Origin of the sequence: Cellvibrio sp. KY-GH-1 (assembly GCF_008806975.1) — a bacterium.
In the GTDB taxonomy this organism is placed as follows: domain Bacteria; phylum Pseudomonadota; class Gammaproteobacteria; order Pseudomonadales; family Cellvibrionaceae; genus Cellvibrio.
This window is the reverse complement of the sequence record NZ_CP031728.1, coordinates 4,696,030-4,717,405: the sequence shown is the minus strand read 5'-3', so window position 1 is coordinate 4,717,405 and position 21,376 is coordinate 4,696,030. Positions and strand designations below refer to the sequence as shown.

Below are 21,376 nucleotides of genomic sequence, written 5' to 3'. Positions count from 1 at the left end.
TTTATAAGATTTGTATGTAAAGGAGTTCTTTTTTGGAAGTAGTGGTCATTAGGGTTGCGCGTGAATCAGCAATATCTGCACCATTTTGGGAACACCCAATGAAAACAGTGATTTGCATCACAGACGAGAGATCAGCGAAGCGCCAAGTGTAAAAGCTTTCGACAACGTTGTCTTGCGATAAAACGGCTTCAGGAGTGGTTATGGAGCAGTGGGATTTGCAGCAGATACCTAGCGACAAAGCTGAAAACTAAGTACAACTTTTAAGCCCCCCAAGGTTTCAGATTCGCCAAGATCTAACCCGGCCTCGTGCCACTGGGCGATACGCTCGACAATTGCCAATCCCAAACCATGACCCCGACGCGTATCGGTCGCCTCCAAATGACTACTGCGATAAAAAGGTTTAAGTACTTTATCCCGCTCTTCCGGTGCAACGCCTGAACCATTGTCTTCCACAACCAACAGCATCTCTTGCGCATGTAAATCCAGACTCAGGCGCACCTTCCCGCCACCATAGCGCAAGGCATTTTGCAGCAAATTATGTAGCAGCATGGCTATATATTCGGTATCTACCCTGCAACAACCACGTATCGCCGCTGGAGCAACCAGCAATTCAACTTGCTCGCGATAAAACTCCCCGTGCAAAGTCTGCACAAAATCCGCAATAACGGTGGGTGCAGGGCGAAATGAAATTTGTGCTTGCTCCAGGCGCGCATAATTCAGAAGCGCCTCTACCAATCCTTCCATCGCGACCATGTCACGATTTAAATGCGCCAGTTGGCGCTGTTGCAGGGGCGGCAAATCTGCCTCACCCAATACATCCAACCCGAAACGCAAACGCGCCAGCGGCGTACGCAAATCGTGAGAAAGCCCACGCGATAATAATTTATTGTCCGCAATTAATTGTTCGATGCGCTGCGCCATGCGGTTGAATTCCACTTCAATGGAATTGATGTAGGAGTTTTTATCGATGGCAATGCGCGCTTGCAAATTGCCTGCACCAAATTCCTGTGCGGTGCGGCGCAATAACGCCAGGCGCCGCAACAGCGGATACAACCACACCAGTACCATTAAAATCACGCCGGCATAAAATAAGAACGTGAGCAGCCAATTAATCCAGCTACCGGATTCCTGGCGCAACTCATCGGGTAACATTAAGGACAATACCTGATCCTGACTGGCGAGATAATAATTCAGGCTCAGCTGATCGCCTGACTCAAGCAACAAGGCCTCGCCCTTCTCAAAACTTGCTTTCAAATTTTCTGGCAGGGGAAATTCTGCGTAGGGAATCACTTGCGGGTGCAAATTAGAGAAGGCAAACCAATCATCCCATTCAACCTGCACGCCTTGCTGATCAATTAAAATAGCCAGATCGCGGCCAACATTCTTATACGCATTGAGCGCAGAATCTTCCAGTGCAGGTTGCTGCTGGCTGTACCACTGATCAATTCCCCAACCCAAACCAATCACAGCCGACACCACCACAATAAGCAGCGAGAGAGTTAACCGCCTCACGAATTAATCCCACGCCTCGGGTGAAAATAAATAACCACGTGCCCACACGGTTTTTATGCGGTAGGGTTGCTCGGTGTTATCGAGCAATTTTTTGCGCAAGCGTGAAATGCGAATATCGATCGACCGATCAAAGCCATCGTATTCAAATCCGCGCAACTGGCTAACCAATTGATCTCGACTGAGGACCTGCCCCGCCTGGCTCGCCAATAACCAAAGCACATCAAATTCGTTGGCGGTGAGTGGTACCGCTTGTTCGCGATAGAAGACTGCCTTGGCATCGCGTAAAATTTTTAATTGACCAAACTTCAACTGACCGTCAGGTAGTTCTTGTGTTTGCTCCAGCGGTTCACGCCGCAACAGTGCCTTGATGCGCGCAAGCAAGACGCGCGGACGAATAGGTTTATTGAGGTAATCATTCGCGCCCAATTCCAACCCTAAGACTTCATCAGTTTCTTCATTGAGCGCAGTGAGCATTAAAATTGGCCCATTAAAAAAAGTGCGCAACTCGCGGCACACATCAAAGCCGTTTTTACCCGGCAACATCACATCCAGAATAATCAGATCCGGTTTTCGTTGTTGTACGTCTGCCACCACAAGATCCCCTCGCGCCACATGACGTAGATGGTATTCATGCCCTTGCAAATATTGCTGAATCCACTCAGCGAGCGACGCGTCGTCCTCAACCAATAAAATCGAGGCAGTGGATTTATCGTGAACGGGATCAGTAGCTTGATGAATGCTGGTCATTAAAATAATCGCCAATGGGTTTTACGACGGGTATTGGCCTTGTATACCCAGGCCACTTCCATAGTCGCTTCCGCGACTACCTGTTGTTGCCCGTTTTTTAGTTGCAACACGCCCGTTGCATCACTGGCGAATTCAAACATCAATGCGCCCTGGGTTTGTTCTTGCCAACACTGCAAGGGTTGCGTTTTTCCCGCTTGATACAAACAGTAATTTCCTTGCAGGTAGCTGCTCCAGGAAACTTGTACACGCTGATAACACACCTGCCCCTGGTGTAAGGCCACACACCGCGCCGGCGTCAGTAGCAAACTACTGGGGTCGCGCCCAGCGGACATATCAGCAGCACTTGAAGGGCCATCGGCATGCGCCATTGCCACTGTAATCAGCAACAGTGCGATCCAGAATCCTTGCATTTGCCTGAGCGTAATCATTGCAGCTAAAACACGTAACTGACTGAGGTTGCGATAGCTTCGCCATGATCATCCAATATCAATGGACTTTTCATGGCATCCGACACTAAATCGATACGCCGGAAAAAACAGCGGAAAACCCACTTTTCACTGAGAGGATAAGTCGCTCCCACCTCGACCACATAAGCCATACCTGCAGGCACACGGCTCTCGGGATATTTTTCCGAGGCTTCATCGGCATCAATCGAAAAATAATAATCCGTAATTTGTTGCGAACGATAGGTAGCGCCAACTATCCCGTGCATTGTCCAATTGCGATACTGCCAATGACGCGCCAGCTTGAGCGAGTACAATTGTCCATGATGAGTATTGCTAATATCCGCAAGTGCATGCAGCTGCACAATATAGTTACCAAAATACGCTGTTGCGCGTGGGCCAGACATAAAATCACCACGACGTTTTTTTAGCCCGCGGTAATCATTGGTCTTATCCTCACTCATTTCATCATGCTGGGCCAGACCCACCCAGTCCAGCGACCAGTTGTCACCATTATAAAAATTGCAGCCGAGGGTAAATTGCTCCAAACTTTGCGAAAATAATTCTGCAAACAAACAGTGATATTGGTAGCGCGCACTGATATCGAGAAACGCTTCGGTGTGCACCTCACCTTTTTTATTGCCTTCAGGCATGCCCACTAGGGGATTGGTATAACTAACCGCACCCAGACCAATTTCAAAATAGCCTCCATTGCGATTATCGGGCGCGGAGGTGCCTTTACGCACCTCACTGGACAAATCGCCGGCGCACACAGACACCGCCATCAGTGCTAATAAAAAACCACTCAGAGTCGCCGCTGTGCGCACGCACGTGTTCCACATAAAAACCTAACCTGTTACTAAAAAGTCAGCGACATTCCCACCGCCGGAATTATGCCCATACCCACTTCATCTTCCAGCTTGAAATCGTGCGGGGACGTGGTGCGTTTATAATCCAAATTGCGGTCGGTAATATTGCGCCGGTTGAGGGCGTTAAGAATATCAATATTGTAAGTACCGGGATAACCCCAAAGCGTCATTTCGCGCTGAAAGCGCAAATCCAGTCGCGTATACACCGGCAGGCGATCAGAATAGGCCTCACCGTACACCGGCAATATGCGGTTTTCAAACCAGGGATTTTTTTGCACCCCAACAATTGGCGTGATCGCACGCCCGGATTGCGCGGTAAAACGTCCGCCAAAGGTCCACAAATCGTTTAACTGATAATTCATCACCCAATTCAACACTAGCGGCGTATCCAGATAATAATCCCGCTCTATGTCGGTTAACTTATTGGTGCGCGAGCTGTGCGACGCGCTAATCGCCAGCCAGCCGTACCAACGGTCAGTGCGCTCTTTGCTGATGAACAAATCCACTCCATAGGCCTCGCCTTCCACGTTATTGGTATATAACGGCTTGCTCGAATCATTCAGATCGCTGGCGAGCGGCAAGTCATCCATGGTTTTGTAATAGGTTGTTACTGACCAGCTCCACTCATTGGCCAATTCCTGCTTGATCCCGAGGGTAAAATGGTCGGATGTTGCCGAATCCAGTTCGGTGTTGCCAATGTCCGGGAAGGTTTTATCAATATCCGGCAAGCGATTGTACGAACCTGCGGATGAGGTTAGGGTCCAGTTGTCGATAAACTCCCAACTCATTGCCAGACGCGGATGGGTAAAGGTTTCTTCGGTGTAATCGTTGTAATGGCTTTGCACGCCCAGATCCAGAGCAAACCCTTCCGTCATTTGCCAGTGGTCATTCACATAAACAGATGATTCTTTAATGCGAATTTTATCGTCAGCATCCACCAATTCACCACGCCGCAATTCGCAATCCGGATCAAACTCCGTGCAAACATAATTAATAAAGCGCGCATCGTAGCTGTAATCCGTAGAGTGATATTCACCGCCGAGCGTCACATTGTGATTACTACCGACAATGAGTGAAAAATTAATCAGCGCGTAATTATCGGCAGTGGTCATATCAAAAAAATATTTATCGCCGCCCCAAAAGGTGTCCTGATTATTTTCATAGTGGCCAACTTGTACATCGAGCGCGGAGCCCTGTTCGCCTGCATATTGCCAACGCAAATTCTGGTTGTTAAATGTATTTTCAATTTTGGCGTTACCAGCAAAATCCGGCTCTTCCATCACCTCGGTGGACAGCTCGGTAAATTCCGCTGCGGCCAGATCGCTGGCGCCATTTGCACTCAGGGTTAATTTGTGATTGTCGCCCAGGCGATACTGATATTTAAACTGGTAATCCGTATCTTCCGGTGCGTCCTGCACACGGATGCCATCTTCCTTTTCCGCTTCATCCTCGTCAAAAAAATACTGAATCAAACTGGCGCGCCCGGAAAAATAAAGCGCGGAATTTTCAGTCACCTGCCCTTCGCTAAACACGCCCGCGCGCAGCAGCGACAAATCCACCTTGGTGGAAAAATCCTGCTGGCGTGGATCGCGCAATTTAATATCAAACACTCCCCCGATGGCATTGCTGTATTGCGGACCAAAACCAGCGGAGAACAATTGAAAATCCTGAATTATATTTTCGTTAAAAATCGAGGTGGAAAACGCGTGAAAAACATAACCAGCGGGCGCACCATCAACCAAATAGCGATTGTCACTGGGCGATGAGCCACGCACCGCCGGTGCACCGCCACCATCGCCCTCACTGATTACACCAGGCAAACTAAACACCGCCATTAAGGGGTCACCCAGAGAACCGGGAACATCGATAATTTTCTGCGCGTTTTCAGTAATCACCGAATAATCACTTGTGCGACCTTGGACGAGGGTCTCCTCCACCGCGGGATCAACGCCTGTATCCGCAGCAAAGACAGGGGCGGCAGGGACAAACAGAAGCAGAGGCATGAGTGCGCGACGCGAGGGCAAGTACATGGCAGTTTCCTTTTAGTGAAGAGGGCTGGAGAGGGTTCGCAGCCTAACCGCCAGTTCGCACAATGGCTGTAACAGGGAGCATGGGTCTGTATCAATCTGTAACAAACGCTGTCGTTTATTGCCAATAATTCCTTGAGCGGAAAGTGCGTTTCAAAAACGTTCTAACCAACCAAAGTTCAATCCGGTAGCCCTGCCTATACTTACCGCAAGATCCCGGGATGATAGCTATGAAATTTTTGAAAGCGACCAGTCAAGCAAGCAACACGCCCTCTTCACTGCAACCTTATGCCAGCCCCCAAGCACAGGCGCTCCCCTGGAAGGTGGCGATTATTGATGACGAAGAACAGGTTCACGCCGTTACCCAGATGGTATTGAAGAACACCAAAATTGATGAACAACCCCTGATGTTTTTAAATGCGTTTAGCGCTGCAGAAGGGCTGAGTTTATTTAAGGAGCACCCGGACATTGCCTTGGCATTTGTCGACGTGATTATGGAAACCGACAATGCCGGCTTGGAGCTAATCCACAACATTCGCAATGAGCTAAACAATCATTCCACTCGCATCGTGCTGCGCACGGGCCAGCCGGGTACAGCGCCGGAAGAAACTATCATCCGCACTTACGATATCAACGATTACAAAAGCAAAACCGAACTTACCGATACAAAATTAAAAACCTGTGTTTATTCTGCTATTCGTTCATATCGCGATATTTGTACGATTGAATCCAGCAAGCGCGGCATGCAAAAGGTTATCGCGGCTTCAGATTCGGTGTTGCGCAGCCAAACCCTCTATCAATTCGGCAATGCAGTGCTCAATCACACCTTACAATTGCTGAATATAAAAACCGCAGAGATGTATTTGGTAAGTCAGCAGGTGGATTTATTTGGTGATGCAGAGTTAATTCTGCTCGCCGCCACCGGTGATCAGGTTCAACTCAACACCCAGTGGGACACCGATATTATTCCGCCCGAAATCAAGGCTGCGGTACTGGATACACTTGACCGTCAGCAGTCTTTTGTCAGCGACAACGTATTTGTCGGCTACTACCACACCAACGATAACAGTCAAAGCGTACTCTACACCCGCTTTCATGATGGGCACGATCCGGCCCATAATGAAATTCTCAAATTGTTCGCAGCCAATATCACTCTAATTTTTCAGAACCTGCACAGCCGCGAACATATTCAGGAAACCCAGAAAGAATTGCTGCTGGTTCTGGGCGACGCAATTGAACAACGCTCCAAAGAAACCGGCACTCACGTGCGCCGCGTTGCGCTAATGTGTGAATTGATGGCACTCAAACTCGGCCAGAGCAGCGAGTTTGCGGAATTGCTAAAACACGCATCGCCACTACATGACATTGGCAAAATTGGCATACCGGAAAGTATTCTGCACAAACCAGGAAAACTGACGGATAGCGAATGGGAGACCATGAAAACCCACGCGCAAATCGGTTATGAGTTATTAAAAGATTCCACGCGCACCATTGCCAAAATGGGTGCACGCATTGCGCTCAGTCATCACGAATATTGGGATGGTAGCGGCTATCCGCTGGGGTTGTCAGGTAATGCCATTCCACTGGAAGGGCGCATAGTGGCGATTATCGATGTGATAGATGCGCTGGGTTCAGAGCGCGCCTACAAAAAACCCTGGCAAGAAAACGATATTATCCAATACATTACCGAGCGCAGTGGCAAACAATTCGATCCCGGCATGGTGGAGGCTGCACTTTCACTGTTTGATAATTTCCGTGAAATTCGCGCAAACTTTCCCGATCACCCAACACATTAATTTCCCCTACGAGTAGAACAATCCCTATGCAACGAACGCTGTACGATATTCTGCACGATGTTTCCAAATCGAGCATGGTCGATGACGGCGACCTACAGGCTGCAGGATTATTAATTCTCACCGCAGCACTGCATGGTTTGCAAATTAATCGCGTGGGCATTTGGATTTTTAATGATGACAAACAGGCCATTCGCTGTCGCATGTTAATTGATGGGGATGACTGCACAATCGATGGCACACTGGAGTTGGCACGCACCAACTTCCCCCATTATTTCACCAGCCTGGACAACGAGCGCGCCATCGTTGCTAATGATGCACAGCAACATTCCAGCACCGTCGAATTTCGCGAGGCCTATTTAATTCCTTTTGGCATTACCTCTATGCTGGATGCGCCCATTCGCCACAGAGGGCATATGCTCGGCATTATTTGCTGCGAGCACCAGGGCCCTATGCGCACCTGGAGCAACGAAGAAATTGCCTTTGCCAGCGCGTTGGCTGACACCTACGGCCGCGCGATCAGCGCCGCCCAGCGCAATGAGTACGAGCAACAGCTCAAGGAAATTAACGAACAGTTGGAACAAAAAGTGACTGAGCGCACCGATACATTGCAAACGGCGCTGCGTAATTTAAATCACACTCAGGCAAAACTGATTGAAAGCGAAAAACTCGCCTCTCTCGGCCGCCTGGTCTCCGGCCTTGCCCACGAAATCAATACCCCGCTCGGCATCGCCGTGACATCTGCCAGCCACTGCGCCAACGAATTAAAGCGAGTACAAAAGCTCTATCGCGATGAACAATTAAACGAAGAGGAGTTTGCCCAATTTCTGGGAGGCATTGACGACGGCCTGGGTTTAATTAATAACAACCTCAATCGCGCTGCCACTCTGGTGCAAAACTTTAAGCTTTCCGGCGCTATTCACACGGCGCATGAAGAAGAACAATTTGAACTGCGTGCCTGTATCGATTTAACGTTGAAAAGCCTGCAACCACTGTTGAAAAAACATCAGGTGAACTGCCAACTTGAGCCGGGCAATAACATCCAAATCAATAGCCACCCGGGAGCAATTGCTCAAATCATTACCAACTTGATCACCAACTCCATCCACCACGCTTACGCCAACATCGCGGAGAAAAAAATCCGTATCGAATTATCCGAGTCACCTGAAAAAATCACCATCCACTACCGCGACAATGGCTGTGGCATCGCCAATGAAATTCGCCACAAAATCTTCGAACCCTTTTTCACCACCGCCCGCCGCACCGGCGGCTCAGGCTTGGGGCTATCGATTGTTTACAATCTGGTAACGCAGAAATTGGGGGGAGAGATTATTCTGGGTGAGGATCAGTCTCAGGGGGCCAGTTTTTTAATAAGCATCCCCAAAAAACATTCCCAACAATAGGGTGGTTTAATTTATTAAACTTACCCCCAGACCTAAACGTTTACCTATAAACAAAAAGCCGGACAACGGCCCGGCAAACATTCAAATCAAAAAAATATTAACTATAAATTCTCTTTGAAAATTGACTCCTGAACCTCAAAAAATTTTTCTACCGAGTCGGGAACTGAGTTATCAAATTCATCCAACCCTAACTCACTGCGCCTCTTCGATAAGCTATCGTAAATTTCTTGCGCTCGGTTATTCACCTTTAATTGTTCTTCTGTCGACAAATTGATTTGATAGGTTTCTTTAAAAACACTTGCGTCATTTATATTTGGATATCTGTTACCTCGATAAGAGGCTGCATCATATCTAGCCAAAACCTCAATGACAGCCAAGCGCTTTTCGGTAGCTGATATGCCTGGTGTTCCAAAAACACGAGCATCATACATTAAAGCCAAATCAGCTAGTGCTTTTGATGACCCCAAGACAGCAGCCCTCCAAAGATACTCCTCTGCTACTGCGCCCCCATACCCTTCGAGCATATAATGGTCTTTATCAACACACATCTTAGCCAAGCGGTGTAATGCACGAATATCACCATCATTTCCCAATTGCCTGAGCGTACTCTCATCATAACTTTGATATTCAAGATCTTCTTCACTAAATAATTCACCATGTTGGGCAAACCATTTTTTTACTTCAGCTGTTTCTGCAGGAGTTCCCATAAATCCACGCAAGGCATCTCCATTTTTCTTGACTAAGGGCAATGCAACAGAAGCTGCATAAGGACTCGTAGAATCAGAGGAAGTAGTTTGGGCTAACGCCAATCCTTCCCCACTTTCGCTCTCTGCTAATTTAGCTTGATCAGTGTGCTCCAAAAAAAACCAAAACATCCCAATACAACAACTAATTAACAACAATGAAAGAACAAGTAATTTGAATTTAGGTATTTGCACGACACCGTCCTTTAATAGCTTCATAAGCAAATTATTTACATTGATTAACATAGTTAATATTTAGCGCAGACCTATTAGCCGCACATTGCCCCATGTCAGCACCTTGTACACGCATATGACCACTAACACATGTACTATTTGGACTAGTAGTATTTGAAGCGCTACCAGACACAGGACCATTAACTCCACCCTCAACAGTGTTTGATGTGCTAGGCGGACACAATGCAGAATTTTCAACAAACTTCCTTTTTGCATCAGCTGTACATTGTAAATAGTAGTGTTCAATTTGAGCCTCTAGTAACAAGCATTCCTTGGAGGGCGATTGCGGTGGTGGTGGTTGTACTGGAGGTTGCGCTTGTGGTGATGGTGATGGTGATGGTGATGGTGATGGTGGCGAGGATGGAGCATCAGGCACCCAAGTACAATTTTGCGCAGGCTTGCAAACTCTTTCCCAATAATAGCCCTTATTTATCATTGCACATGACTCATATTGTTGACAGACATAGGCAGCATTTGTCGGCAGCACACAAAAAACAACCATTGCGGGCAATAAATAACTCACGCCCTTTAAAAGCAATGATGAGCACGAACCATATTTTTTACAACGCAATCCCAAGTTAACCCAAAACATAAGCTTCTCCTATTGTGAATATTGTTTCCCTTTCGCGAAAAGGCAGTGAATGGTAGCTCTCATAACCACACTCATCTACACACTTAAACGCCAACATCAAGATTCATGTAACCGATCTCAAACATTGGACTTGTAGTTAAAATCCTACATACGATGCGGATATAACCTACTGGTGCCACTGGCATCCTTTACCCTATCAGCCTACAATTCCCGACCTAGAATTTTTTGGGCTTTGGCCCTGTTATTGCCATGACGTCACCCCTGATTCCCGAACGCCCACTGCTGATTTCGCCTTCCCTTGCCGCTACTATCGGCCTGGAGGAGGCCTGCATGCTGGGGGTTTTGGCGGAGCTGGCTTGCTTTCTCCCGCTAACCCAGGCCAATGGCCGCCAGTGGCTGGACGTGGGTGGCGATTGGGCCGAGCGGATGTTGCCCTTCTGGACTGACTATGACATCCAGCGCATCAGCCGCAGCCTGCACGACAAAGGTGTAATCCAACTGGTATCTGCCCCCTTTGCAGAGAGCCGTCGCCTGACCTTATCGCTCGATAGTGCGCCGACACAAACATCGCAACCGATTCCGGGCGTTGCCGCTGCGGTTTCTGTCGCGCCGCAAATCACACCGGGCGCCAACCTGATTCCACCTCACTGGCAGCCGGACCAGGAATTGCTCAAGCAAATCGCCCAGTACGCGATCCCACCGGAATTTGTGTGGCAACAGTTGCCCGAGTTTGTGACCTACTGGCGCGAGCGCGGGGAAACCAGCCACAGCTGGGGCGCGAAATTTTTAAAGGATGTGCTGCACAAGTGGCGCAACTACGAAACCCTGAACGCACGTCAGCAACGCGAAGATAAAGAGCGACAAGTGCGCGAGCGCGATGCCGAGTTTTTAAAGCGCGATCTGGAAACTGCCATGCACAGCCAATGGCGCCCCACGCGCGATGCGCTGGAAGTGCTGGTGAAGCACGCTGGCATCAGCCTCGCGTTTGTGGAAGATTCGATTCCGGAATTTGTCGTTTATTGGCAAGAGCGCGGCGAAGTAGGCCGCACCTGGAACAGCAAATTTATCCAGCATGTAAAACGCCAATGGCTCCGTTACAACTCGGCGCTGGAACACGATACCGAACCAAAACGCATTCCCGAGAACTGGCAGCCGGGTAAAGATGTCTATGACGTGTTAAAGCTGGCCAATATCGATTTGAAATTCGCGCAGCAGCAGGTCGCCGAGTTCGTGCTTTTCTGGCGCGACAGCAATCAGGTCTACGCCAGTTGGAACACCAAATTTTTGCAGCACGTGAAATATCACTGGGCCAAACAACACGCATTAACCACCGTCAACTCGCAGCAGGTTAACCATGCAGGACAGCAAATCCCTCATTCATCAGGTCGCACAAGAGATAGCAGCCTCGCAGAACAGCTCAACGACCGCAGCTGGGCCAGCTGATTCAGCGCGTGCGCAACGCGAGCAGAACAGCGCACCTACCGATGCACATATCGATGCGATTAATCAGGTGTTTGCCCTGTTCCGCATTAATTATCACAACCAGTATTACAGCGCGTTTAAAGACAATGAACTGCTCAACCAAGCGCGCCGCCTCTGGCTAAATTCGCTCGCGCAGTTTGCGCCGGAAACTATTTTGCGCGGCGCACGCAAAGTGATAGAAGAGTCAGAGTATTTACCTACATTGCACCGTATGATTCGCGCCTGTCAGGGCGAGCCGGAAAAGTTCGGCTTGATCGACGCTCACGCTGCCTATGTAGAGGCCTGCCGCGCTTCCAGCCCTAAAGCGGCTTACCACTGGAGCCATCCGGCGGTGTATCACGCCGGTTGTGCCAGCGATTGGTATTTTTTAGCAAGCAATGCGGAAAAAATTGCCTTCCCGATTTACGAGCGCCACTACTTAAAGATTTGCGAGCGAGTTATGAACGGCGAGCAATTACCGGCACCCAATGCGCCGGCACTGCCGCAAACAATCGAAACTCCGCTCAGCCGCGAAGAGAATCTCAAGCGCATGGAAGAGCTGCGCAAACAACTGGATATTTAATTTTTACGTTTTCAATCAACCGCAACACCCAGGTAAATTCACGCAATGAACAAACACGCTTCACAATGGTTTCTCGGTCTTTCGCTTATCGCCTTCCCACTGGCGACACTGGTACTGGTCATAGGGCTGATGAGTACACCCCTACAGCAAGTCTTTATGGACGAGGATGAACTTACCAGCAGCACCCTTTTGCCTGACTTTGCCGCTATCGACCAAACGCCGGAGCGCAAGGAACAATTCCTGGCTATGTTGCGCCCCTTGGTAGAAGAAAAAAATACCAAGTTATTACAATCGCGCGAGCGTTTATTAAAAATCAAAGCCGAGCGGGACAGTTCACAAACTATTAGCGGCGTGAACAAACGCAATTTGGAAAAGCTACGCGAAAAATTTCATGTGACTTATGAAACCTATCCGGATGATGCGAAAGCGGTTGATATTTTATTGCTGCGCGTGGATAGCATTCCCTCCGCGATGGTACTGGCGCAAGCGGCGGTGGAATCCGGTTGGGGCACCTCGCGTTTTGCGGAAGAAGCCCACAATTTATTTGGTCACTGGTGTTATAAACCCGGCTGCGGCATAGTGCCGAGCAAGCGCTCGACACACGCCAAGCACGAAGTTAAAAAGTTTAACAATGTGGAAGAATCGCTTACGGCATACTTCAACAACATAAATACCCACAATGCCTATCGCCCCTGGCGCCAACTGCGCGCACAGTTGCGCGACCAGCCAGCGGCCTTTACCGGCCATGCAATGGTGGCAGAACTGGGCAAATATTCCGGACGCGGCAGTGCCTATATCCACGAATTGCGCACAGTGATCCGCAGTAACGATCTTGAGTAACAATTTCAAATAAACGTTCAAATGTAATTTAGTACTACCTACACACCTCATTGATAACACAGCAAGGAATACTTATGTGTAAACAACTGGTTACTCCCCTGAGCGCACTGCTGTTAGGCGCTCTTGCCAGCACCGGCGCAAATGCAGACATTCCGCTGGATTTTCACGTTTCCGGCCAAGCAGTCTACACCCAGGTGTCCAGCAAATCCGATAACCTGACCCACAGCCGCTTCTCTCCGACCGTATTCCAATTTAAAGGCGGCTTGGAATTTACCGACGGCATTTTGGATGGTATCGGCCTGCAAGGTGTTGTAGGGGTTCCTATGAGCGATGACGAAAAGAACGGGATGACCGTAGAGATCACCGAGCAAACCGGAGCCTATATCACACTGACAAATCCTGAGCATGAGCCGAGTGATTTAAAAATCAGTGTACTGCTAGGCTACGCATCAACTGAGCTTGAATATCACCTGCCACGTGTTAGTACAGAACCGCATAGCGATACCTTTTCCGGTTTTAGCTTCGGCTTTTCCCTGCAAGATCCGATTATTGAAGGAAAGCCTTATTCGTGGACACTGGATTGTGTTCGCTCTTACAACGATGATGATTTACGAGTAGATGGCTGCGGCCTGGGAGTTAGCTATGCGTTCTAAAGGATTTCATTTGTCATTGGCACTAATAGCCAGCGTTGGACTGATTACGCTGACGGGCTGCGGCGGTGGCGATGGTGACAGCGCACGTTTTTCGCAAACAGTCGATGCCACGAAAAATACCGTCACTCAAATTGCATTGACCGAAGACAACATTACCGTGCATGTACAAGGCACTCACCAATTCAAAGTGAATGGGTTGAACGCTGAGGGCAAAATTATTGCCGACCTGACCAGCAAAGCCAGTTGGGAGCTATCAGATAAAAAGCTGGGCACTATTAAAAATGGTTTGTTTGAGGGCAAAAATACCAAAGGTGATACCGGCGAAGTAAAACTGCTGGTCTCCTACGCCGGCATTACCGATGAGACCATGGTAACACTCACCGACGCCAATTTAAAAAGCGTTGCCGTTAGTCACGACAGCGCCAATGCCAGTGTCGACGTTTGCAAAAACACTTCATTTAAAGCAACCTCGACCTTTGATGACGGCAAGTCCTACGAATTTCCTTTGACTTGGAAAATCACTGGCAGCACGCCAGTTAATATCGCCAGCTTTCCCGATGTTAACAGCTCTACACTTAGCACCAAAAAAAATGGCGTTATTAATGTCACAGCCACTGGGTTGGACAACGACAAAAAGGAAATCAGCTCTCCTGAATTTCAATTCACAATCGCGGCCAACCTTGCCAGTGTAGATCTCACGCCCAGTGAATCGTTTGAACTGCGTCAGGGCCAAAAGAAAACCATTAAAGTCACCGGCACATATCGTGATACCTCCACTGCCGACATTACCAAAAATGCCTCTCTCACCAGCAGCAACACCAGTGCCCTCACGGTTAATTCAACCACCGGTGAAATTACTGCTGCAGATGGGAGCGCCGAGGGGACAGATGTCACCCTCACAGCAGACTGTGATGGCATTACCAAAACGCTGGTGGTGAAAGTCACCAAGCCCGACATACAAAAAATTGAAATTATCAGTAGCGCCAACACTAACGCAACCGAATCGCTCTCGATATCCGTTGGAAGTAAAATTAACCCACGCATTAAAGTGACTTATCCAACCACTACCAATTTGGACCCCGAGGTTTATAAGGGTACCAATAGCGAGTGGACTTTCACCAACCTACCCACAGGCATTGACGCAAATAACCTGGCTGCTACGGTCAATGCAAATGGTGAGGTCACAGTCGAAGTAAAAGACTCGCTGACATTGACCACCAGTACCATCATTACACTGAATACCCGACTCTTTGATAAAAACAACAAAACTATTATCGGCACTGATGGATCCGAACTGAAAGACAGCATTCAGTTAACCATTAGCCCGTGATTTTTCTGTAAAATGCCATCACCTAAAAACCGCACCCAGTGCGGTTTTTTTACATTTGCCTTGCATAATCCTGTTAGCCGATTTACCAGCCAACAAAAACTTTGACTACCACGGAGGAACTAACCTCACCATGCCTAGTATTCTGGTAGTAAATCCCAAAGGCGGTTGTGGTAAAACCACTATCGCGACCAGCATTGCCTGCCATTACGCCAACCGTCAAATTCCTACTGTACTAATTGATCGCGACCCGCAAAAATCTGCCGCTGACTGGCATGCATCCCGCCCGGCGAATTGCGCTGTGATTGAATTAATCACATTGAACACCGAGGAAGAATTTCAAGCAGATATCACCGATACGGTGGTGATTCAAGATATGCCGGCCGGCTGGCAACCTAACGCAGACTCGCGTTTATTTCGCGCGGATAAAACCAGCCAATTACTGATTCCTATTTTGCCGTCGCCCGTCGACATCAAAGCAGGACTGCGTTTTTTAATGCAACTTTATCGCTCGGGACTGTTAGACAAAAACGTTCGCGCCGGCATGATCGCCAACCGCACTCGCGCACATTTACGGTTTCATCAGGAGCTGATGGATTTTTTACAGCGCGTACAAATTCCCTTGATTGGAACCCTGCGCGATTCACAAAATTATATTCGTGCGATGGAGAATGGAATTTCGATTTTTGATTTACCGACACGTCACGTGCAAAAAGATTTACAGCAATGGCAAGAGATTATTGAGTGGCTGGAACCGGGACCAAAAACCTGACGCAAAGGTGGACGCTTAATCCTTGTAAGTCCAGTTACCATTTTTATCTGTCGCCAGCCATTGTTGCGTGTACCAATAAAAGCGGCCTTTTTCTCCTGAATACGCGGTGCAGTTATAACGGGTGCGCCCGGTGCTCAGCGGTTGTTTTGCCTGTGCCCAGACTTGCTGATCAATTACTTCTACAGTAATTGGGCCTTGACCGGTTGCAAAACAATTTATTTTTTTCAGCAAACTCGCATCACTCAATTTCAATACCAACCAGGGTCTATCACCTGCACGCACCGTCAGATTTTCCAACTCATCCTGTTTGTTGGCAAAAAAACTGACCGCGCTGGTGGGCATGGGCTTGGTGTTGACCTTCATAATAAAATCGTCCAGCTCGGTAAAGCTACCGCCGAAAGGGAAACGCGGTACGGCTTGCAAATCGCCTTGTTCGTAAAGCACCCCGGATTGCTGGCCAAATGCGATATAGCCCATTTTTTTTGCGATCTGCTGCACCTCAACATCATATTCACCAAAGGGATAGGCGAGCATCATGGGGGCATCGCCAATTTCCTGTTTGATTTTTTGTTGGGCTTTTTCAATATCAGCGCGAATACGCGCGCGATAATCGCTTTTGCTTTCGCCGGGATTGTTGCGCGGTAAATGAGTGTGAGTGCTGGTGTGATTGGCAATAGTAGCACCGTGCTTAGCCATTTCACGCAACTGATCCCAGCTGACAAATAGTTTGGATTCACCGACAGAATCGGTATTCACAAAAAAGGTAAATGGCCAGCCGCGTTTTTTTAAGCGGGGATATGCAGATTCATAAACGCTTGCGTAGGAATCATCAAAACTGATGGCGACAGTTTTATCCGGCAGTGGCTCGCCCTTGCGCAGTTTTTCAACCAGCTCTGGTAAAGGAACTATAGTGAAATTGTTGTCGGCCAAGTAATCCATCTGCGCTTCAAACGCCGCTGGGCTAATGCTGGTGGATTTGGGTGTGTTATTGCTCACGTGGTGGTAAAGCACAACGACCGCAGCATTTGCTGGTAAACACCAACAAGCTGCAAACAATAACCACCAGCGAATGTTCACGCGCACACGACTCCGTTAACCCTGATATCACACACTTATTGCAATACTCGAATTTCCAATGGGAACTCTTTGCGATTTTGTGTGCGAGGAATATTGAACTCAATTGTTTCCGGAATTTGTTTTATGTCCAGCTCAATCGTATTTTTGCCAAAGCTGGTTCGCACTTCCGCAGGCTGGCTCACCACCAGCCCCATATCATCCAGCGCTTTTACCGACATAAGCTCCGGGAAATTGCCTTCGACATCAAAAACCAATCGCCCAGCTTCCCAACGACGTAGTTTTAAGTTGCCGTCATTACTATTCCACTGCATGCCGAATTGAAATGGCACCTTGACCGAGATCGGATCTTCCGCCGCCAAAAACACCAGCTTACCCCAAAGCGCCACCGCATCCGCTTGTTCCAGCGGGCGCTCGCGCAATTCGAGTTGTCCGCGCAGCCAGGGCTTGTTTGGATCTGGCTCGAATTTGCCATTCACCCAACCGCCACCCATATGCTCCATCGCAATTGGCGCTTGATGATTAACCTCGTGCAAATTTCCGGAAGAATCTTCTATTTCGCTGATCACCATGCGCACCGCACTCAACTGCCCTGCCAGCGGATGGGTGTTGCGGGTATAGATATCCGCCAGCAGCGAAAATTGTTGCCCGTTGAGATTCAGTTCATTGAGTGCGATTAACGCAGGCCCGGCTGCGATGGTTTGTTTGGGCGATTGGTAGGGATAGATCACATCATTAGGTGGTGATTCTTTCTCGAGCGCCGACAAGCTCGTTGCCGCCAAAGGTGATCCATCCGACTTTTCAATCAGGAAAGGTTTGGCCGGTGGAAAAAGCCGCGCAATGCTAAAGTCGTAATTTTTGGGTTCGAGCTTGCTGGCAACGACCACTTCCGCGGCCGCAATTTTTCCCTGGTAATCAATGCTGATTGTTTTGCCATTATCAAAAAAATTATCGCCGCGCATACTGTTAGTAGTGGCTAGCACCTTGCCATCCTCATTCAGCGCATTAACCTGCAATAACGCAGAGGTATTTCCGCTCACTTGAAAATACAAACGATTGGATTCGGCCGACAAAAAGCGTAACTGAACACCGTGTAAATCCAGTGTTTTACCTGCCAAGGGACCATTGAGGTTTACCCGCTCAACCTCTACCGGCAATTGCTGGCTGATAACCCCCTTGATCGCACCCACTGACGTCAGTGCCACACCGGCGGGTAACAGGATTTTTTTAGTGCCCTGCAAACCGGTAAAACTAATCATCTGGCCATTGGCCATGGCATTGCCTTGATAAACCATATTGATATTGGCCGGCTGCTTAATACCGCCTGCACAACCACCAACATCGGCCAATAAGGATTTATCCTGGTGATCCACAATGTCGGTAATGCGCAGCATAACGCTGTCGTTTTCTTTACTCAGGTTGGGTAGGTTAAACGCGTTAACATCCAGATTGATCTCAAGCCCCTGCGCACCTTCCTCCAGGGTACGTACCCCCAAACCAAACGGTCCCGTGGAAGCCTGGGCAACAAAGGTCTCATTAAGCTGTTGATTGCTGGCAAAGGGAGGCAATTCCGCCGCGGTCAAACTGGTAAATTGGGCGGGGTTAGGATCGAGGCGCTCTTCTGCCACCGGCACTGGTGCACTCGCCAAACCAAAGGCCCGCGTCAATAGTGAGGAAACCCACGTCTGAATTTGCTGCGGAGCCTGATTATCCAGATTAAGGCTGGCGTGCAGCTGATTGGGCTCTTGCACCAACTTTATCCGCTCATAGAGTGCGAGCGTCTCTGGCCAATCAGTAGCCATACTGGTTTTTGCAAGGCTGGTCGCCGCCGTTAATTTCGCAGAGGCATCGGTAAGAAATTGTTGATTGTCACTGGCGATAAGCGCATCAAACTTCACCGCCGGTGGAAACATTTTTGGCTCAAGCCCGAGATAAATTCCCTGAATAGGCTCTGCCGGGAGCGACAACTTTCCCAGCGCCATTGCGGCAGATCCCTCCGGCAGTTGCCCTGGGTGAAACAGGACTGCGGATACCATTTGGGTATTATATCCTTTAGCCCAGGTTTCAAGATTTTTTTCAGGAGCAGCACCCGCCTGCATACGACCATTAAAGGCCGCAACCAACTCCGGAGCGCCCAGCACAATTTGGTTGTTGCTGATGCTGGCACTCATCACCGGCGACTTCTCGCAGCTAAATTCATCCATGCTGGAAAAAATCAGCGCGTCTGGCGTATCGCTATCAATGGTGTAATTTTTCTTCAACCAATCACCCCAGGCTGCGGCGGAAAAATTTCCCTGCAACACCCAAAGCACCTTGGTTTGATTATTTTGTCCATAGACCCCGACCCAGAGATCATCTACCTCGTGTTTGATATCTATCCCGGCACCGCTCAGGCCACTCCAGAAGCCCGCTTTGGGTTCCGTCAATTGGGCAAAAACATCCGTGGATGGCGACAACAATTGCAGTCGATCCACGTCGGCGTGAACCATGCCGAACAAGGTTGAGGACGCTATGGCCTCGGTAATTTTTTGCTCCTGAGGCGCTACTGTCACCGGGGTCCAGGTGGAACGCTTTAACCAGAGAATGGTGCCGGCCGTTGCAATAATCGCCAGCAGGATGACGAGCATACCCCAAACAAAATGGGACTTATGGAAATTGACTTCCTCATAGACATCCTCATCGAAGTCCTCATCCAACTGCTCATCGCCCAGATCAAGCTCCTCATCGGTAAGTTGATCATCGGTAATTAATCCATCATCAAGCAGCGGTACTTCGGCGAGCGCCTCGATATCACCGTGATCAAAACGCGCGGGTGTTTCCGCAATTAATGCGGTCGGGGCAAGGCTCGCCATAGCAGCCGCTTTTTTCCCTTCGGCCGGCTGGGCAGCAACAGGGACTTGCGGCGCAGGGGCTGCACGCTCGTCGGCAACGGTTTCGGGTGGCACCTCACCGGATGAAACAATACTTGCCGCCGTCTCATCCAATTGCTGCTGCGCCGCCAGCGCATCAATCTTAGCGACTGACAGCTCATGCAATTCAGGTGCGCTTACAGCATCAACTTCAACCACATCCACCTGAGGCGCAGGCGTGGCGACAGGAATAGGTTCGGCCGCCGGTGCAGGTTTTTCGGCAGCAACTTTCGCTGGAGTCTGGGGTTTCGCGGTGTTAACCGTCTTTTTTGTTAACGCAGCAGTCTGAACGTTAGCAGGAGTAACCTCAATTGGATCTGCGGCGGCCACCACCGACTTATGGGTGCCATTTGGGTGAGCACCATTTTTACCCGTTTGTTGGGCACGACCATTTACTGCGTGGCCGTTTACCGCCGTTTCATTTGCAGCCGCACCGTTGACCGCGTGACCGTTAATGGCATTGCCATTCACCGGCGGCATTGGCTTTGCAGCAGGAATAACGTCTATTGGATATTCACTCAGAGCGCGGGTGGCCAAGGGTTGATTGGCAAACGTTTGCGGGTCACTATCAAAATCAGGGCTGATCACTTTACGAATCAGATATTGACGCTCGTCTGGCTCCTCCTCATCGCCCAGATCCAAGGCGTGCAGCTCCAGCTCTAACTCGATTTGATCGGCAATACTTTCTTCATCGGGTGAATCCACACCCATCACATCCAGATAAACCCCGGCTTCTTGAAAGGCTGCGCACCAGCGCTCCACTTCACTTGCAGAGTCGAGCATTTTTATAACGCTGGGGCGCTCTGACAAAAATGCCAGACGCACAGCCTTGGGCTTGAGGTTCAATAGCTGAGCCAGGTTGCCAACTACCTGGTCTGCATCGAATCCATCGACAAATTGGCCCTTGTAGGTGAGTTTGTACACAAGAACTCCTGCAGTTTTCAGTGAGCTGCCCCGATATTATTCAGGTTATACAGAGGGCAGAAATCTGAAAGCACCAAAATGGAAGCGCTTTGCAGCGGTATTATCGGAAAATTACTAATTGAGGGTTTGACGGGTATCAATCGTCGTGCACAAAGCGCAGACCTACGCCAACAGGCTCTACGCGCACCACTTCCATTTGCAACACGGGCGCATCATCCATTAGGCCCTGAACTTGACCAGCAACAACAGTTCCCACCGGAGGAATCTGCTCGGGCTCAAGAACGACAAATACACCACCATCGGAAATATCGCGAGTTTTTACTAGCAACTCGCCAATACTATCGTGAACTATTTTAATGCGGCAAGCAAAAGGGGTGCGGATGTGTTTTCGTTTTTCTTTAGACATGTGTCTACCTGTTATTTTTTTACTTGTAAAACTCTGCCGAAGCCTGCCCGAGCAATGCCTCGCC

At 49.1% G+C, this 21,376-nt stretch carries 18 protein-coding genes; 9 read left to right on the top strand and 9 right to left on the bottom strand.

The window, feature by feature from the left end:
* Positions 1-228: 228 nt before the first annotated feature.
* From D0C16_RS19925 to D0C16_RS19905, 5 genes are read right to left on the bottom strand one after another with little or no spacing between them, the layout of a single operon-like run.
* Complete coding sequence (locus D0C16_RS19925) at positions 229-1,512, bottom strand: ATP-binding protein (protein WP_151033959.1); 1,284 nt, start codon at positions 1,510-1,512, stop codon at positions 229-231.
* 3 nt (positions 1,513-1,515) lie between these two features.
* Positions 1,516-2,259 (bottom strand): response regulator, encoded by a 744-nt coding sequence (locus D0C16_RS19920; protein ID WP_151033958.1) that lies wholly within the window; start codon positions 2,257-2,259, stop codon positions 1,516-1,518.
* Positions 2,259-2,669, bottom strand: a complete 411-nt coding sequence (locus D0C16_RS19915) for a DUF3019 domain-containing protein (RefSeq protein WP_191968562.1) — start codon at positions 2,667-2,669, stop codon at positions 2,259-2,261. Before D0C16_RS19915 ends, D0C16_RS19920 begins: the two co-directional genes overlap by 1 nt.
* 23 nt (positions 2,670-2,692) lie before the next feature.
* A complete protein-coding gene (locus tag D0C16_RS19910; protein ID WP_151033956.1) occupies positions 2,693-3,544 on the bottom strand; it encodes a MipA/OmpV family protein in 852 nt (283 codons plus the stop codon).
* A 17-nt stretch (positions 3,545-3,561) separates the two neighbouring features.
* Positions 3,562-5,601, bottom strand: a complete 2,040-nt coding sequence (locus D0C16_RS19905; RefSeq protein ID WP_225318773.1) for a TonB-dependent siderophore receptor — start codon at positions 5,599-5,601, stop codon at positions 3,562-3,564.
* Between the two features lie 227 nt (positions 5,602-5,828).
* Here D0C16_RS19905 and D0C16_RS19900 point away from each other — a divergent pair, with 227 nt between their 5' ends.
* Both D0C16_RS19900 and D0C16_RS19895 read left to right on the top strand, forming a co-directional pair.
* Complete coding sequence (locus D0C16_RS19900; RefSeq protein WP_151033955.1) at positions 5,829-7,394, top strand: DUF3369 domain-containing protein; 1,566 nt, start codon at positions 5,829-5,831, stop codon at positions 7,392-7,394.
* A 26-nt stretch (positions 7,395-7,420) separates the two neighbouring features.
* The gene (locus D0C16_RS19895; RefSeq protein WP_151033954.1) at positions 7,421-8,794 is read left to right on the top strand and encodes a sensor histidine kinase; all 1,374 of its coding nucleotides are present in this window, start codon (positions 7,421-7,423) and stop codon (positions 8,792-8,794) included.
* 101 nt (positions 8,795-8,895) lie between these two features.
* On the opposite strand, the gene D0C16_RS19890 is transcribed toward D0C16_RS19895, so the two are convergent.
* A complete protein-coding gene (locus D0C16_RS19890; RefSeq protein ID WP_151033953.1) occupies positions 8,896-9,732 on the bottom strand; it encodes a hypothetical protein in 837 nt (278 codons plus the stop codon).
* Positions 9,733-9,954: 222 nt separating this feature from the next.
* Here D0C16_RS19890 and D0C16_RS19885 point away from each other — a divergent pair, with 222 nt between their 5' ends.
* The 7 genes from D0C16_RS19885 to D0C16_RS19855 all read left to right on the top strand — a co-directional run bounded on the left by D0C16_RS19885 (position 9,955) and on the right by D0C16_RS19855 (position 15,999).
* A complete protein-coding gene (locus tag D0C16_RS19885; protein WP_151033952.1) occupies positions 9,955-10,353 on the top strand; it encodes a hypothetical protein in 399 nt (132 codons plus the stop codon).
* A gap of 259 nt (positions 10,354-10,612) precedes the next feature.
* Entirely contained in the window at positions 10,613-11,806 is a 1,194-nt protein-coding gene (locus D0C16_RS19880; protein ID WP_151033951.1) for a DnaT-like ssDNA-binding domain-containing protein, read from the top strand.
* Positions 11,718-12,407, top strand: a complete 690-nt coding sequence (locus D0C16_RS19875; protein ID WP_191968561.1) for a replication protein P — start codon at positions 11,718-11,720, stop codon at positions 12,405-12,407. The genes D0C16_RS19880 and D0C16_RS19875 overlap by 89 nt, the downstream gene beginning before the upstream one ends.
* A 45-nt stretch (positions 12,408-12,452) precedes the next feature.
* Positions 12,453-13,247 carry a glucosaminidase domain-containing protein gene (locus tag D0C16_RS19870; RefSeq protein ID WP_151033950.1) on the top strand — a complete coding sequence of 265 codons (795 nt, stop codon included), beginning with the start codon at positions 12,453-12,455 and terminating at the stop codon, positions 13,245-13,247.
* A 74-nt stretch (positions 13,248-13,321) separates the two neighbouring features.
* The gene (locus D0C16_RS19865) at positions 13,322-13,900 is read left to right on the top strand and encodes an outer membrane beta-barrel protein (RefSeq protein WP_151033949.1); all 579 of its coding nucleotides are present in this window, start codon (positions 13,322-13,324) and stop codon (positions 13,898-13,900) included.
* The gene (locus D0C16_RS19860; protein WP_151033948.1) at positions 13,890-15,230 is read left to right on the top strand and encodes a hypothetical protein; all 1,341 of its coding nucleotides are present in this window, start codon (positions 13,890-13,892) and stop codon (positions 15,228-15,230) included. The genes D0C16_RS19865 and D0C16_RS19860 overlap by 11 nt, the downstream gene beginning before the upstream one ends.
* A gap of 130 nt (positions 15,231-15,360) precedes the next feature.
* A complete protein-coding gene (locus tag D0C16_RS19855) occupies positions 15,361-15,999 on the top strand; it encodes a ParA family protein (RefSeq protein WP_151033947.1) in 639 nt (212 codons plus the stop codon).
* 15 nt (positions 16,000-16,014) lie between these two features.
* Here the strand turns inward: D0C16_RS19855 and D0C16_RS19850 are convergent, their stop codons facing one another.
* The 3 genes from D0C16_RS19850 to D0C16_RS19840 all read right to left on the bottom strand — a co-directional run bounded on the left by D0C16_RS19850 (position 16,015) and on the right by D0C16_RS19840 (position 21,312).
* Positions 16,015-17,076: a polysaccharide deacetylase family protein gene (locus tag D0C16_RS19850; protein WP_225318772.1), complete on the bottom strand. Its 1,062-nt coding sequence runs from the start codon at positions 17,074-17,076 to the stop codon at positions 16,015-16,017.
* Positions 17,077-17,111: 35 nt separating this feature from the next.
* A complete protein-coding gene (locus D0C16_RS19845; RefSeq protein ID WP_151033945.1) occupies positions 17,112-20,906 on the bottom strand; it encodes a hypothetical protein in 3,795 nt (1,264 codons plus the stop codon).
* Positions 20,907-21,042: 136 nt separating this feature from the next.
* Positions 21,043-21,312: a PilZ domain-containing protein gene (locus tag D0C16_RS19840; protein WP_151033944.1), complete on the bottom strand. Its 270-nt coding sequence runs from the start codon at positions 21,310-21,312 to the stop codon at positions 21,043-21,045.
* Between the last annotated feature and the right edge of the window lie 64 nt (positions 21,313-21,376).